17 protein-coding genes are annotated in these 13,245 nt (G+C 70.9%); 8 read left to right on the top strand and 9 right to left on the bottom strand.

Annotation, left to right across the window (positions count from 1 at the left end; all coding sequences use genetic code 11):
* Positions 1-352: 352 nt before the first annotated feature.
* The gene (locus GA0070561_RS24520) at positions 353-1,342 is read left to right on the top strand and encodes a sigma-70 family RNA polymerase sigma factor (protein ID WP_091405669.1); all 990 of its coding nucleotides are present in this window, start codon (positions 353-355) and stop codon (positions 1,340-1,342) included.
* A 72-nt stretch (positions 1,343-1,414) separates the two neighbouring features.
* Here the strand turns inward: GA0070561_RS24520 and GA0070561_RS24515 are convergent, their stop codons facing one another.
* The gene (locus tag GA0070561_RS24515; protein ID WP_091405667.1) at positions 1,415-2,392 is read right to left on the bottom strand and encodes a C40 family peptidase; all 978 of its coding nucleotides are present in this window, start codon (positions 2,390-2,392) and stop codon (positions 1,415-1,417) included.
* Positions 2,393-2,893: 501 nt separating this feature from the next.
* On the opposite strand from GA0070561_RS24515, the gene GA0070561_RS24510 reads away from it, so the two are divergent.
* Complete coding sequence (locus tag GA0070561_RS24510) at positions 2,894-3,415, top strand: DUF6232 family protein (RefSeq protein ID WP_091405664.1); 522 nt, start codon at positions 2,894-2,896, stop codon at positions 3,413-3,415.
* 51 nt (positions 3,416-3,466) lie between these two features.
* Here GA0070561_RS24510 and GA0070561_RS24505 read toward each other — a convergent pair whose 3' ends face one another.
* Both GA0070561_RS24505 and GA0070561_RS24500 read right to left on the bottom strand, forming a co-directional pair.
* The gene (locus GA0070561_RS24505; RefSeq protein WP_091405661.1) at positions 3,467-3,796 is read right to left on the bottom strand and encodes a DUF3817 domain-containing protein; all 330 of its coding nucleotides are present in this window, start codon (positions 3,794-3,796) and stop codon (positions 3,467-3,469) included.
* Positions 3,797-3,821: 25 nt separating this feature from the next.
* Positions 3,822-4,244, bottom strand: a complete 423-nt coding sequence (locus GA0070561_RS24500) for a hypothetical protein (protein ID WP_181539325.1) — start codon at positions 4,242-4,244, stop codon at positions 3,822-3,824.
* Positions 4,245-4,378: 134 nt separating this feature from the next.
* Here GA0070561_RS24500 and GA0070561_RS24495 point away from each other — a divergent pair, with 134 nt between their 5' ends.
* Genes GA0070561_RS24495 through GA0070561_RS24485 form a run of 3 tightly spaced genes read left to right on the top strand, consistent with a single transcriptional unit; the run spans position 4,379 to position 5,648 of the window.
* Positions 4,379-4,714: a DUF6158 family protein gene (locus GA0070561_RS24495; RefSeq protein WP_091405655.1), complete on the top strand. Its 336-nt coding sequence runs from the start codon at positions 4,379-4,381 to the stop codon at positions 4,712-4,714.
* Positions 4,714-5,052 carry an SRPBCC family protein gene (locus GA0070561_RS24490; RefSeq protein ID WP_091405651.1) on the top strand — a complete coding sequence of 113 codons (339 nt, stop codon included), beginning with the start codon at positions 4,714-4,716 and terminating at the stop codon, positions 5,050-5,052. Before GA0070561_RS24495 ends, GA0070561_RS24490 begins: the two co-directional genes overlap by 1 nt.
* A gap of 53 nt (positions 5,053-5,105) precedes the next feature.
* On the top strand, positions 5,106-5,648 hold the full coding sequence (locus tag GA0070561_RS24485) for a DUF1360 domain-containing protein (RefSeq protein ID WP_091405648.1): 543 nt from the start codon (positions 5,106-5,108) through the stop codon (positions 5,646-5,648).
* A gap of 55 nt (positions 5,649-5,703) precedes the next feature.
* On the opposite strand, the gene GA0070561_RS24480 is transcribed toward GA0070561_RS24485, so the two are convergent.
* From GA0070561_RS24480 to GA0070561_RS24460, 5 genes are all read right to left on the bottom strand, one after another.
* Positions 5,704-5,898, bottom strand: a complete 195-nt coding sequence (locus tag GA0070561_RS24480) for a hypothetical protein (RefSeq protein ID WP_091405645.1) — start codon at positions 5,896-5,898, stop codon at positions 5,704-5,706.
* A 49-nt stretch (positions 5,899-5,947) separates the two neighbouring features.
* On the bottom strand, positions 5,948-6,181 hold the full coding sequence (locus GA0070561_RS24475; protein ID WP_274531013.1) for a hypothetical protein: 234 nt from the start codon (positions 6,179-6,181) through the stop codon (positions 5,948-5,950).
* A 52-nt stretch (positions 6,182-6,233) separates the two neighbouring features.
* A complete protein-coding gene (locus tag GA0070561_RS24470; protein ID WP_091405639.1) occupies positions 6,234-6,917 on the bottom strand; it encodes an SDR family NAD(P)-dependent oxidoreductase in 684 nt (227 codons plus the stop codon).
* A 99-nt stretch (positions 6,918-7,016) separates the two neighbouring features.
* Positions 7,017-7,868, bottom strand: a complete 852-nt coding sequence (locus tag GA0070561_RS24465) for a helix-turn-helix domain-containing protein (RefSeq protein ID WP_244166437.1) — start codon at positions 7,866-7,868, stop codon at positions 7,017-7,019.
* 303 nt (positions 7,869-8,171) lie between these two features.
* Positions 8,172-9,266, bottom strand: coding sequence for a 3-deoxy-7-phosphoheptulonate synthase (locus tag GA0070561_RS24460; RefSeq protein ID WP_091405633.1), 1,095 nt, complete (start codon positions 9,264-9,266; stop codon positions 8,172-8,174).
* Positions 9,267-9,539: 273 nt separating this feature from the next.
* On the opposite strand from GA0070561_RS24460, the gene GA0070561_RS24455 reads away from it, so the two are divergent.
* Complete coding sequence (locus GA0070561_RS24455) at positions 9,540-9,758, top strand: hypothetical protein (RefSeq protein WP_091405628.1); 219 nt, start codon at positions 9,540-9,542, stop codon at positions 9,756-9,758.
* Here the strand turns inward: GA0070561_RS24455 and GA0070561_RS24450 are convergent.
* Positions 9,725-10,474, bottom strand: a complete 750-nt coding sequence (locus GA0070561_RS24450) for a phosphodiesterase (protein WP_091405623.1) — start codon at positions 10,472-10,474, stop codon at positions 9,725-9,727. The genes GA0070561_RS24455 and GA0070561_RS24450 overlap by 34 nt on opposite strands.
* 99 nt (positions 10,475-10,573) lie before the next feature.
* Between GA0070561_RS24450 and GA0070561_RS24445 the strand changes: the two genes are divergently transcribed.
* Positions 10,574-11,863, top strand: coding sequence for a M16 family metallopeptidase (locus tag GA0070561_RS24445; RefSeq protein ID WP_091405620.1), 1,290 nt, complete (start codon positions 10,574-10,576; stop codon positions 11,861-11,863).
* Positions 11,860-13,197 carry a M16 family metallopeptidase gene (locus tag GA0070561_RS24440; RefSeq protein WP_091405617.1) on the top strand — a complete coding sequence of 446 codons (1,338 nt, stop codon included), beginning with the start codon at positions 11,860-11,862 and terminating at the stop codon, positions 13,195-13,197. Before GA0070561_RS24445 ends, GA0070561_RS24440 begins: the two co-directional genes overlap by 4 nt.
* Positions 13,198-13,245: the final 48 nt, after the last annotated feature.

Below are 13,245 nucleotides of genomic sequence, written 5' to 3'. Positions count from 1 at the left end.
GGCCTTCGGATTGTTCATCTGGCCGGGGGGTAATAACACCCCCGTGAATGAACCGACCGGTCCACCGGTGCGTATCTGGCAGTGACCAGGATCGCATCGCGGTGGTGACCCGGGTCGCTGTGCCCCCACGGCGGGCGGTGTTGCCATGGTGCGGTAACCCGTACGTGGTGCCCAGTGGCGAGCCACCCGATGGGGTGCTGACAGCAAACATGGACCGTGCTCTCAGCTACTACTCAGGCATTCGTGACACTTTCGACTCACGACGAGGAATCCCCGACACGTCTCATCTGTTGTGTAGGTGTCAGCACCGATCGGCACAGCAGAAGTTACCAGGGGCTGACAGGTGTGGGGAATGGCAAGGAACCGGGCAACCGGCGCGAGCGAGGGGACCGTGGGCAACGTGGACAAGAACATCGGCATGCGAACCGACGAGGTTGCCGAGGAGCGCGACCTGGTCGGCGTCTACCTGCACGAGATCTCCCGGACGCCACTGCTGGACGCCGCCAAGGAGGTCGATCTCTCCAAGGCGATCGAGGCCGGCCTCTACGCCGAGCACCTGCTCGGTGAGGAAGCCGTTCCCGCCGGTGTCGACCGGGCCGACCTGGAGTGGCTGGTCGTCGAGGGTGAGCGGGCGAAGGACCTCTTCATCCGCGCCAACCTCCGACTGGTCGTGTCGATCGCCCGACGGTACGTGCGCTCGGGGATGCCCATGCTGGACCTGATCCAGGAGGGCAACACCGGCCTCGTCCGGGCGGTCGAGAAGTTCGACTACGAGCGCGGCTACAAGTTCTCCACCTACGCCACCTGGTGGATCCGGCAGGCGATCAGCCGGGCGATCGCCCAGCAGGAGCGCACCGTCCGTCTACCGGTGCACCTGGTGGAGGACGTCAACCGGATGCGCAACGTGGCCCGGCAGCTGACCCGTGAGTTGGGCAGCGACCCGGAGCCGGAGCAGATCGCCAACGCCCTCGGCGTCACCGTCGAGCGGGTGAACGAGCTGCGCCGCTGGTCGCAGGACACCGTTTCGCTGGACACCCCGGTGGGCGACGACGGCGACACGAACCTCGGTGACCTGGTCGCCGACAGTGACGCTCCGTCGCCGGAGGACATCGTCCTCAGCGGCCTGGAGCGGCAGCGCATTGAGGGGCTGCTCAACCACCTCGACGACCGGTCCGCCGGCATCATGCGGGCCCGCTACGGGCTGGAGGACGGCCGGGAGCACTCGCTCACCGAGGTCGCGTCCCGGTTCTCGCTGTCCCGCGAGCGGATCCGGCAGCTGGAGATCCAGGCCCTCGGCCGGCTCCGCGAGCTGGCTCGGGCGGAGGGGCTGCAAGCAGCCTGACCTGGTAGTAATGACGGCGAACGGCCGGCGTCCGATAGGGGGACGCCGGCCGTTCGCCGTTTCCGATCGTGGTTAGCGGACCCGGCCGTAACCCTGGATGGACATCATGTTCATGCCACGCTTGAGCACGTTGCGACCGGCGCTGGGCGCGTCGATCACCTGACCGTCGCCCACGTAAAGAGCGACGTGCCCGAGCCCGCTGTAGAAGATCAGGTCGCCAGGGCGTAGTTCACCCCGCCCGATGTGGGCTACCGCGCTCCACTGCATCCGGGTGTTGTGCGGAAGGGACTTCCCGGCCGCCCGCCAGGCCGCCGAGGTCAGGCCGGAACAGTCGTAGCCGTTCGGCCCGTCAGCCGCCCAGACGTACGGCTTGCCGATCGCGCCGAACGCGTAACGCACCGCGGTGCCGGCAGCACCGGACACGGCGGGCACGTTCTTGGCCTCGGTCGTCGCCGCCTTGGGCTCGGGTCGCTCGGTGGCGGCCCCGTACGCCTGCCGGCGCAGCTCGTACAGCTTGGCAAGGTCCTGCTCGATCTGCTTCTTACCCGCGGCGAGCTGACGCGCCTGTGCGGCCTGCCGGGTCAACGTCGCGCCCAGGCGGGCCTTCTCGTCGAGCAGCCGCTGCTGATCGGCCGTGAAGCCGGAGATGCGCTCCTGCCGCTGGCGGGTCAACTGCTCGATCGTGCCGAGCCGGTCCAGCAGCGCGGCCGAGCCCCCCGGGCGCAGCAGGGCGTCCGCGGTGCGCAGGCCGCCACTCTTGTACGCGGTGGAGGCGAGCTCCGCCACGTCGGCCCGGCTCTGCTCGACCTGCTGTTCGAGCGGGCCGATGCGGGTCTGTAATCGGGCCACGGCGGCCTCGTTTGTCTTGATCTCCTCACGCAGTTTGTTGTACGACTCGACGACCCGCTCCAACTCGGCCGAGGACGTCTCGATCCGGCGGGTCAGGTCGGCGGGGGACGGTTCGGCCTGGGCCACCGCCGTCGGGGCGATCAGCGCGGCCGACATGCCGACCAGCGCCACGGTGCGCAGCAGATTTCTCAGGGATGACAAGAGCGGAAGGCCCCTCTCCCACGGCCGCCGGGGCTGCTGACGCCCTCGACGACACCGGCCGGGGCCATCCGGGCGGACGGCACTGGGCCGGACCGGCTCGCCCAACCTAACCCGGGACGGTTGTCGCTCGCAGTTGAAGCAGGGGCGAAAGTTGGCAGAGTTGCCGGCCGGGCCCCTGGGCTGGGTGGCGCCATCGTGGCTCATGACACCTCCGAACGAGGGAACATCACCCTTTTCGCGAGCTACTGACGGATATACGACTTTCGTCGTTCCGGGCGCATGCCGCCGGATTCCTGGCCGCCATAACCGATAAAACCTGAAATGGATGCTGTTTCTCGGCGATGTCACCCGGTCGTGCCGAGCTGTCGGGACCCGGTAAATGCCCAGGTCGACTGGCGGTGCCACAACACAATGAAGTCCGGAGCCGGGAATCCCGTCGACAGCCAGCGATGACTGTCGCCAGCGGGCCCACTCGGCCAACCGTCCCCTTCGGGAGGAACCGTGAATCGTGAAGGCGCAAAGACGCGACCGCCGCGAACGGTGCCGGGCGCCCGGTCGACCCTGCTGTACGCGCGGCCCGGCATCATCGTGACCGTCGACCGGTTCACCGTCGGTCGGAACAGTTACCGGGTCGCCGACCTGACCCATCTGCGTACCACCCGGGGCCCGCACGACCGGATCGCCGTCCGGGCCGTGGTCATCACCGCCAGCATGCTCGGCGGTGTGGGGGTGCTCCTCGGCTTCACCGGCGGTCTGCAACGCCTCACCGCCGAGGCGTACCTGATCCTCGGCGCGGTGTTCCTGCTCCCGGCCGCTCTCGCCCTGGTCGGCGATCGCTGGCGCCCACCGCCGCACGAACTGTGGGGGTGGTACCAAGGCTCGGAGGTGCTGCTCTTCAGCGCCGACGACGAACGGCAGTTCGGCCAGGTCACCCGGTCGCTGCTGCGGGCCCGGGAGGTCAACCGCTACGGCAGTTGGGTCGACCCGCTCGCGGAAGCGGACCCGTGGCGGCCCAACCGTTGACCCGGCGGCGGTGCGCCGGAGCCGCGTCCGGCCACCGGCCGGACAGCAGGCTCAGCGGGCGACCGGCTCCGGAGCCCGTTCCTGCTGCGGTGCGGCCACCCAGGCGCTGACCCGGCGCTCGGCGTAGAACGAGACGAACGGCACCGTGCCAGCCAACATCACCAGCAGCATCCGCTTCAGCGGCCAGTCGGCTCGGCGGCTCAGGTCGAACGCGGCCACCAGGTAGATCATGTAGAGGAAGCCGTGCGCCGGCCCGATCGTCTCCACGACGACCGGGTTGTCGAACGCGTACTTCAGTGGCATGCCGATCACGACCAGCAGGATCAGCACCACGCCCACGATCCAGGCGATCACGCGGTACCGGGTAAGGGCAGCGCCCACCTTCGTCCGTCCTTCCGAGCCCGGCTCAGCCGGGATAGTCACCGGGCCGGGCGCCCGGATTGGCGTTCAACCATGACAGGTAGTGGTTGTAGGCGGCCAGGTCGGTGTCCTCGACGACATCGCCGGTGGCCGGCACCCGGGACACCCGCACCGGGCGGCGTACCGCCGGTCGGGACCCGGCGGCGACCGCCGGCGCCGGCTCGACGGCCGGATCCGCCGGCGGCGCGTCGGCATCGGCCGCCTTGCGGCGGGCCAGCTTCACCTCACGCCACCAGACGTAGACCACGAAGCCGGCGAAGATCGGCCACTCGACCGCGTACCCCCAGCTCAGGCTGTTGCCGGCGGCGGCCCGGCTGATCTGCCACCAGCCCAGCCCGAGGAAGCTCACGACCAGCACGACCATGGCCACGTGACGTGCGATCCACGCCGGGGTCCAGAGCCGCCTCATGACATTGAGGGTACCGGGGGCGCTACCGGTCTCCGACACCGTGTCGTAGTCGTCGCCTCGCCGGCTTGGTTTGGCATCACCACGCCTGGGCAATCGTCTAGACGCCAGCCCACACGAGATCAAGGGGGGCGATCATGACCGGATCGGTACGTGAGGACGGCTTTGCGTCCGGCGGCAGTGCGGATATGAGCCCGGAGCAGCGGGTGCCCGAGTGGGGCGGCGATCAGCTCGCCGACCCGGCCGGCGCTTCCGGCCTCGACGGCGACCTCGGCATCGACCCGACGGAGCTGACCGACGAGGACCTGATCCGCGAGATGCACAGCCTGCACCGAACCCGCCTGGACACCCTGCGGCACGCGGCGGACTCCGCACTCGCGAACCACCTGCGGCGCACGGCGGAGCTGGAGACCGAGTACCTGGCCCGACACCCGGGTCGCGAGGTCGATCCCAGCCGCCTGCGGGACGCGTGATGCCGGCGCGCGCCGTGCGCGGCATGTCCGCGCCACCCGAGGTGGTCTTCAACACGGCCACCGACCCCGACCGTGCCTCGGCCTGGCTGCCGGAGCCGCTGCGCGGCGACGGCAGCCCCGCCGCGGAGATCAGCGGCGAGGAACTGCGCGCCCGCTGGGGCGACGGCGACACCGACGACTGGTCCGCCGAGATCCGGGTGGAGCCGGCCGATTCCGGCGGCGCCCGGATCCAGCTCGACCTGGCCGACGGGTCCGGCGGGCCCGGTCCGGACCAGTTGGCCGACGAGGCGCTCACCAACCTGGCACGCGAGGTCGCCGACAACCTCCAGGCCGGCTGAGCCGGCCGCGCGGGACGCCGTTCCCGCACCACCACGACAGTTGAGGAGATCGGGTGAGCGACACTGGCCTGCGACAGAAGGCGGCCCGGCTGCGCCGGGCGTACGCGCCGCACGAGCACCGGCCGCTCGGCGGCTACCTGGTGGCGATGGGCGCCTACGCCGGGGTGACAGCGGCTCTCGCCGGCCTGGTCAAGGCGACCGGCCGACCGGTGCCGGAGCGTCCCGCGCCGTCCGACGTGGTGCTGCTCTCCATCGCCACGCACAAACTGAGTCGGTTGCTGTCGAAGGACGCGGTGACCAGCCCGTTGCGGGCGCCGTTCACCCGCTACGACCGTCCGATCGGCAGCGGCGAGGTGATGGAGCAGGTCCGCGACTCGGGCAGCCCCACCCGGCACGCCATCGGCGAGCTGCTGAGCTGCCCGTTCTGCCTGGCGGTCTGGGTGGCCACCGGGCTGACCGGTGGCCTGGTGCTCGCGCCCCGGCTCACCCGCCTGGTGGCCACCGCGCTGACGGCGGTCGCCGCGTCCGACTTCCTCCAGATGGCGTACGCGACGGCGCAGCAGGCCGCCGAGGGCGGGCACCAGGACGAGGACTGACGAGCAGTACGCGAAAGGGGGGCCGGCAGACACCGGCCCCCCTTTCGCGTACGCCTCAACGTTGCATGCCGGACCAACCGTGCGGCGACTCCGGCTCCCGTTCGTCCTCGTCCGCCCCGGTGATGATGTCCCGATCCACCGCCGTGCGGTCGTGCTCGTTGGCGAAGTCCGGCTCGGGCGTGGTGTCCCTGCCCTTCGGGGGCTGACCCAGCGCCGGCACCTTCTCGTCGTGGTCCTCGTGGTGCGTCATGTCGGTGTCCCTCCTGCGGTCATTCACGCGATGGTGCCGCCCAGGTCGCTCAGCCGATGGAACCGCCCAGCAGGTCGCTGGCCTCGTCCACCGCGTACTCGCCCTCGGGAAGCGCGTCGATGCGGGCGAGCAGGTCCGGTGGAAGCTCGGCGGCCACCGCCCGGCGATAGATCTCCGCCTGGGTGACCCGCTCCTGCGCCCGGAAGATGTCGTCGAGCAGGTCGTCGAGGGCCTGGGTATCCGGCTCGCCGGCCACGGATGCGTCGTCGGTCACGTCGATCAGCTACCCGGGGCGGAATCGGTCAAACGTCACGCCGATGGCCGACGTACGGGACTCACCAGGGCAGTTCCCCTGCTTCGTCCTGGAAGGTCCCCGTCGGCCCGGTCGGCGCCAGGGTCGCCAGGCGTACGACCTGTCGGGCACTCTCTTCCACCGGTCGCCCGATGCCGAAGGGGGCGGTCATGTCGGTGGCGGTAGGGCCCGGTTCGAGGGCGTTGAACTTGATGCCCGGCTGTGACTTCGCGTACTGCACGGTCAGCATGGTGGCCGCGGACTTGGACGCCGAGTACAACGCGAGCGACAAGCCGAACTCCGGACGCTCAGGGTTGTTCACCGCCCAGAACGATCCGGCGCTGCTGGAGATGGTGACGACTGTGGGATTCGACGACTTGCGAAGCAGAGGCAGCGCCGCCTCGGTGACGCGCACGATTCCCACCGCGTTGGTGTCGAAGGATCGCAGCGCGGCGGGCCCGTCCAGCTCGGTCACCAGAATGCCCGCGTTGTGCACCAGGACGTCGAGTCGACCCTCGGCCGAGTCGATCGTCGCCAGTGCGGTGCGCACGGACGCGTCGTCGGTGACGTCGAGCTGGACGAATCGCGATCCAAGAGTCGCGGCGGCTTTCTCGCCCCGCTCGACATCACGCGCGCCGATGTAGACCTCGTGCCCCAACTCCAGAAGCTGTCTGGCGGTCTCGAAGCCAATGCCCTTGTTGGCTCCGGTGATCAGTGTGACGGTCATCCCGAACGCTATCCACGGCAGTTCGGCGTACCCGGAGCCCTCTTGAGACCGGGGTCTGACAGGACCCCCTCTGATCGCCGGAGCTGCCCTCGGCACGTCTCAGGTCTTCGCGGCCTGGACTGCTCGTGGTTCGCTGACGGCAGGTAGGCCGGCGGCGGCAAGGAGGGTCAGCTTCTCCGCGTCACTGGACCCGGCGTCGGCATGAAACACGACGAGCATCAGGCCATCCGCTCCGGCGATGCCCAGCCGTTCCCGATTGAGGGTCAGCTCCCCGACCTGCGGGTGATTCAGCCGAATCGGCGTTCCGCGCTGTCCGCGTACTTCATGGCGTGCCCAGAGCTGGCGGAATCGGGCGCTCGCCAACGAGAGTTCCCCGGTGAGTTCGATGAAGCGGGGGTCGTCTATGTCGGTGCCCACGGCCTGTCGCAGGTTCGCGACGAAGCACTCCGTGATGTTTTCCCAATCCGGGTGCAGTGCCTGCTCGGCGGGGTTCAGGAACAGATCCCTGAGCTGATTGCCCCCTTCGGCAAGGCTCGGGGAGAGGGCTCTGGCGAGGCTGTTCGAGGCCAGAATGTCGAAATACCGTCCCTCGATGAAGGCGGGCTGGACGAGGGAGCCCAGAAGTTTGAGTGCACCGGCCGGAACAGTTTCCGTACGCGGTCGACGTCTGCGCTTTTGGGGAGTGTCCGCGACCAGCTTCAGCAGGTAGGTCAGGTGCTCGTCGTCGAGCTGGAGTACGCGTGCGATGGACTCGAGCACCTGCACGGACGGGTTTCGGTCACGGCCCCGCTCCAAGCGCAGGTAGTAGTCCGCGCTCACGCCGGCAAGCATGGCGACCTCCTCGCGGCGCAGGCCCGGCACACGTCGCACACCCACATCCGGGATGCCGGCCTGCCGGGGTGTCACCAGCGCCCGTCGAGCACTCAGAAACGCGCCAAGGTCGTTCGACATCTCGCTCACAAATCAATCGTATGACCGGGACAGACGGTTGACGGGGGTCCTGTCGCACCCCCGGCTCCAGCGGGCGCGCACTGCCAGGGTCCACGTACAGACAGCGCCGCCCCCGGCCTTGTGGGCCGGGGGCGGCGCTGGTGTCGGTGTGCAGGTCGCCTCTCGGCGAGTGGCACTACGCGGCTCCAGCCGGACGGTATTCCGCGAAGGCTATTTAGGTGAGGCCCGGGGACACTGGACACACCGACACCCCAGTCAACGAGCCGACCCCCGCTCGTGTTCCGGGAGGCGTGGTGTCGGCGGTCACACCGTCGTCGGCAGCGTGGCCCGACGGGCCCGCACGGCCGAGGCGAGGTGGTCGAGCACCTCGGCGGTGTCGTCCCAGCCCAGGCAGGCGTCGGTGACCGACCGGCCGTACTCCAGCTCCCGGGTCGGGTCGAGCTCCTGCCGGCCGGGCAGCAGGAACGACTCCAGCATCACGCCGGTGATCCCACGCTGGCCGGCGGCCAGTTGAGCGGCCACGTCCGCGGCGACCAGCGGCTGGTTGCGGTGGTCCTTGCCGCTGTTGGCGTGACTGGCGTCGATCACCAGCCGCTCCGGCAGGTCGGCGGCGCGGAGCAGGTCGAGTGCCCCGGCGACCGACTCGGCGTCGTAGTTGGGTCGGCCGCCCCCACCGCGCAACACCAGGTGCCCGTCGGTGTTGCCCCGGGTGTGCATGATCGCCGGAGTGCCGGAGAAGTCGATGCCGGGGAAGACGTGCGGCACACCGGCGGCGCGGATCGCGTCCACGGCCGTGCCGATGCTGCCGTCCGGGCGGTTCTTCATGCCGATCGGCATGGACAGGCCGGAGGCGAGCTGACGGTGCACCTGGCTCTCCACGGTGCGGGCACCGATCGCGCCCCAGGCCACCGTGTCCGCGATGTACTGCGGGGTGATCGGGTCGAGGAACTCGCAACCCACCGGCAGGCCGAGGCGGAGCACGTCGAGCAGCAACGCCCGGGCCAGCCGCAGACCGGTGTTGACGTCCCCGCTGCCGTCCAGGCCGGGGTCGTTGATCAGGCCCTTCCAACCGACGGTGGAGCGCGGCTTCTCGAAGTAGACCCGCATGACGATCAGCAGGTCGTCGGCGAGCCGGTCGGCTGCCGTCCGAAGACGCTGCGCGTAGTCCAGGGCGGCGGCCGGGTCATGCACCGAGCAGGGACCGACCACCACCAGCAGGCGGTCGTCCTCGCGGTCCAGCACGCGACCGACCGCGCGGCGGCCGGTCAACACGGCCGACGCGAGCGGGGCGTCCAGGGGCAACTCGTGGTGCAGCAGGGCGGGCGTGGTCAGCGGCACGACACGGTCGATCCGCTGATCGCTGACCCGATCGGTCTCCGGGGTCGTCACGGTGGGCATCCTTCCGCCGACCGTGCCCGGGGCCGGTGCCCGGGACGAGCCGGCTGCTCGTACGCAAAAGGGCAGGAACGACAGCTCCTGCCCAGCCGGCTCGGTCCGTGGTGACGTCAGTTCATGGTGAAGTCACCGGCGTGCGAGCCGGCTGCCTAAACCATCGATAGGAACGCGTCACCGGGCCAGCGTACCCGACCGGACGCGGTCACCCGTCCTGTCGTCCCAAGATGCGGGGCGAAGATCGCGTGCCGGGGGTGCGGTCGGGGTAACAGGGGTGCCATGACACACGAGCAGAGCGATCAGGAGCGGGTGGAGTCCCGCGCGCACCACCTCCTGCCCGAGGAGGAGGCGGTGGGCAGCGACGACCCGGAGGCGCAGGCGGAGGCCATCCTCGCCGATTCGGACATCCGCGAAGCGGACCAGAACGCCGCACCGGACACGGTGCTGGAGCGTCGTACCTCGGATCAGACCGTGGTGGCGGTCGAACCGCCGGACTGAGCGGTCGCCCCGCGAGCCCGGCGTGACCCCCGGTAGGTCTGGTCGCGCAGCCAGGCCAGCGGACCTGCCACCCGCAGTTCGGGTGGCAGGTTGCGCACCGGGTCGAACGCGAGCGCCGCGTCCTCTGCGGCACTGAGCTGGGCATCGAGGCTGACCTGCCCGACCAGCCGCCACGGCCCCACAGCCGACGCGACCGCGAGCACCAGGCGCGGGGTGTCCGTCCGGGTCGCGGCGGCCACCGTGGCCAGGCTGCGACCGAGGTCGGCCGAGTCGGGGTCGGCCAGGGCGGCCAGCCAGAGGCGGCGCCGACCCGCGCGGAAGTACGTGATCGTGCTGTACGTGCCGGTGAAGCGACGTCGGGGCAGCGGCAGGTTCCGCAGCAGCGGGGCCGCGCCGCTGGAGCTGACCAGCAGGTCGAACGGCCGGCCGCCGTCGCGGTGCAGGCGCAGCGCGAGGCCCAGGACGTCTGGCCAACTGCCGGGCGTGGGCGTTCCCTTGGAGAGCCGGATGGTGGTCCGGTACCGGCCGGGGTGGTCGAGCAGACCGACCCCGGTGGGCGGTCCGGGCGTACCCCAGATCACCGTCTCGCCGACGAACGAGCGACCGGCCGGATGCAGCAGCCGGCCGCGGCGCAGCCGGCCGAGCGCGGTGCTGGCGCGTACGACGGCGGTGGCGGCCCGGCCGGCGGACCGGGACGGAGGCGGGGTGACGGTCATTGCTCTCCGGTACCCCACGCGGCGGCTCCGATGCCGCCCGGGTCGGCTCGCCGACCGCACGTCACCTTTCCGCCTCCGAGATCGGATAGCGTCGGGGGCATGCCCGACAGCGGTTACCCCTGGCCCATTCAGACGTCCCGACTGGACAACGGCCTGCGCGTGGTGGTGAGTGAGGATCGCACCGCGCCCGCCGTGGCCGTCAACCTCTGGTACGACGTCGGCTCCCGGCACGAGCCGGCCGGGCAGACCGGTTTCGCCCACCTCTTCGAGCACCTGATGTTCGAGGGCTCGGTGAACGTGGCGAAGACCGAGCACATGAAGCTGATCCAGGGCTCCGGCGGCTCGCTCAACGCCACCACCAACCCGGACCGGACCAACTACTTCGAGACGGTCCCGGCCGAGCACCTGGAGCTGGCCCTCTGGTTGGAGGCCGACCGGATGGGCGGCCTGGTCCCCGCCCTCACCCAGGAGACGCTGGACAACCAGCGGGACGTGGTGAAGAACGAGCGCCGGCAGCGCTACGAGAACGTGCCGTACGGCGACGCCTGGCTGCGGTTGCTGCCGCTGCTCTACCCGCCGGGGCACCCCTACCACCACGCGACGATCGGCTCGATGGCCGACCTGAACGCCGCCGACCTGGCCACCTTCCAGGCGTTCCACCAGACCTACTACGCGCCGAACAACGCGGTGCTCACCGTCGTCGGCGACGCCACCGCCTCCGACGTGTTCGCGCTCGCCGACAAGTACTTCGGCGCGCTGCCCGCCCGCGACGACATCCCGCCGGCACCGGACGGCCGCAGCGTCCCCGCCACCGGGCAGACGGCCGTCGAGTCGGTGAGCGCCGACGTGCCCGCGCCACGGGTCTACATCGCCCACCGCAGCTACCCGTTCGGCAGCCCGGGATACAACGTGATCACCGTGCTCGCCACCATCCTGGGCAGCGGCCGGGGCAGCCGGCTCTACCAGCGCCTCGCCGACGGTGAGCGGATCGCGCAACCGGACCTGGTCGGGGCGTACGGGGTGGACCTCGCCCACGCCCCGGCACCGCTGATCGCCACCGCCACCGCCCGCCCCGGAGTGAGCGCCGAGCGGCTGGCCGAAGGGCTGGCCGACGTCGTCGACGAGCTGGCCACCGTGCCGGTCACCGCCGCCGAGTTGGATCGGGCCAAGGCGTTGCTCAGCACCGGGTGGTGGCGTCAGCTGTCCACCGTCGACGGCCGCGCGGACCTGCTCGGCCGGTACACCACGCAGTTCGGTGACCCGGCCCGCATCGCCGAGCAGTTGCCGGCCCTGCTCGCTGTCACCGCCGAGCAGATCGCCGAGGCCGCCGCCGACGTGCTCGCCACCGACCGGGTGACCCTGACCTACCTGCCCGAGGAGACCTCATGACGCTGATCGCCGACCGTCCCGGCCCGGGTGCCGCCCGCCCGTACCGGTTCCCGCCGGTGGTCCGCCGCGCCGCGGCCGGTGGTCAGGTCGTCGCCGCGCACCTGCCGGGGCAGAACCTCGCCGTGGCCCTGCTGCTGCTCGACGTGGGCGCGGGCCAGGAGCCGGTCGGCAAGGAGGGTCTGTCCGGCGTGCTGGCCAAGGCGTTGGAGGAGGGGACCGCGCAGCGGGACGCCGCCGCGTACGCGCTCGCCGTCGAAGGGCTCGGCACCGCTTTGTCCACCGGTCTGGACTGGGACTCGTTCCAGGCCAGCGTGGTGATCCCGGTGGACCGGCTGAGTGCCGCCGTGGAACTGCTCGCCGAGGCGGTCCGGACGCCCAGGCTCGACCCCGCCGACGTACGCCGGGTCCGCGACGACGAGGCGACCGCGCTGCGGATGGACTGGGCCAACCCCGGCCCGCGCGCCGACGCCGCGCTGCGCGCCGACCTGTTCGGCGCGCAGAACCGCTGGGGACGGCCGATGCACGGCGACCCGGAGTCGGTCGCCGGGTTGGACGTGGAGGACGTGACGGTCTTCCACTCCGAGTGGTTCCTGCGCCCCGGCACCCTGATCGTCGCCGGTGACCTGGACCGGATCGACCTGGACGCGCTGGCCGCCGCGGCGTTCGCCGGCACCGGTGGTGGCCCCGCCGAGCGGGGCGGCCCCATCGAGGTGCCGCTGCACAGCGGGCGACGGATCATCCTGGTGGACCGGCCCGGCTCGGTCCAGTCCACGCTGCGGTTGGGCCACCCGTCGCCACACCGGGCGCACCCCGACTACGTGCCGATGACACTCGCCGGCACGGTGCTCGGCGGGGCGTTCACGTCCCGACTCAACCACCTGCTGCGGGAGGTGCACGGCTACACCTACGGCATCCGGGGCGACTTCGCCGCGTCGCGGCGGTTCGGTCGGTTCGCGGTCAGTTCCGGCGTGCAGACGGCGGTCACCGCGCCGGCCCTGGTCGAGGCGGTGGGCGAGATCACCCGTACCCAGGCCACCGGGGTGACCGAGGAGGAGTTGGAGGTGGCCCGCTCCTGGCGGGCCGGGCAGCTCTCGGTGGAGTTGCAGAGCCCTCGGGCGATCGCCTCCGCGCTGACCACCCTGGTGGTGCACGACCTGCCGGACGACTACCACGCGCGGCTGCGCGAGTCGCTGCTCTCCGCCGACGTGGCCCAGGTCTCCGCAGCGGCAGCCACCCACCTGCACCCGGAAGCCCTCACCCTGGTCATCGAGGGCGACGCCGCAGTGATCCGCGACGACCTGGAGGCCACCGCCCTGGGAGATCTCCTCCCCTGACCCCACCCGGCCGGCCTCGTGCTACCCCTCGCGCCATTGATCATGAAG

The sequence above is a fragment of the Micromonospora saelicesensis genome (assembly GCF_900091575.1).
Classification (GTDB): Bacteria; Actinomycetota; Actinomycetes; order Mycobacteriales; family Micromonosporaceae; genus Micromonospora; species Micromonospora saelicesensis.
Note: the sequence above shows the minus strand (reverse complement) of the source record. Positions and strands in the feature narration are given on the sequence as shown.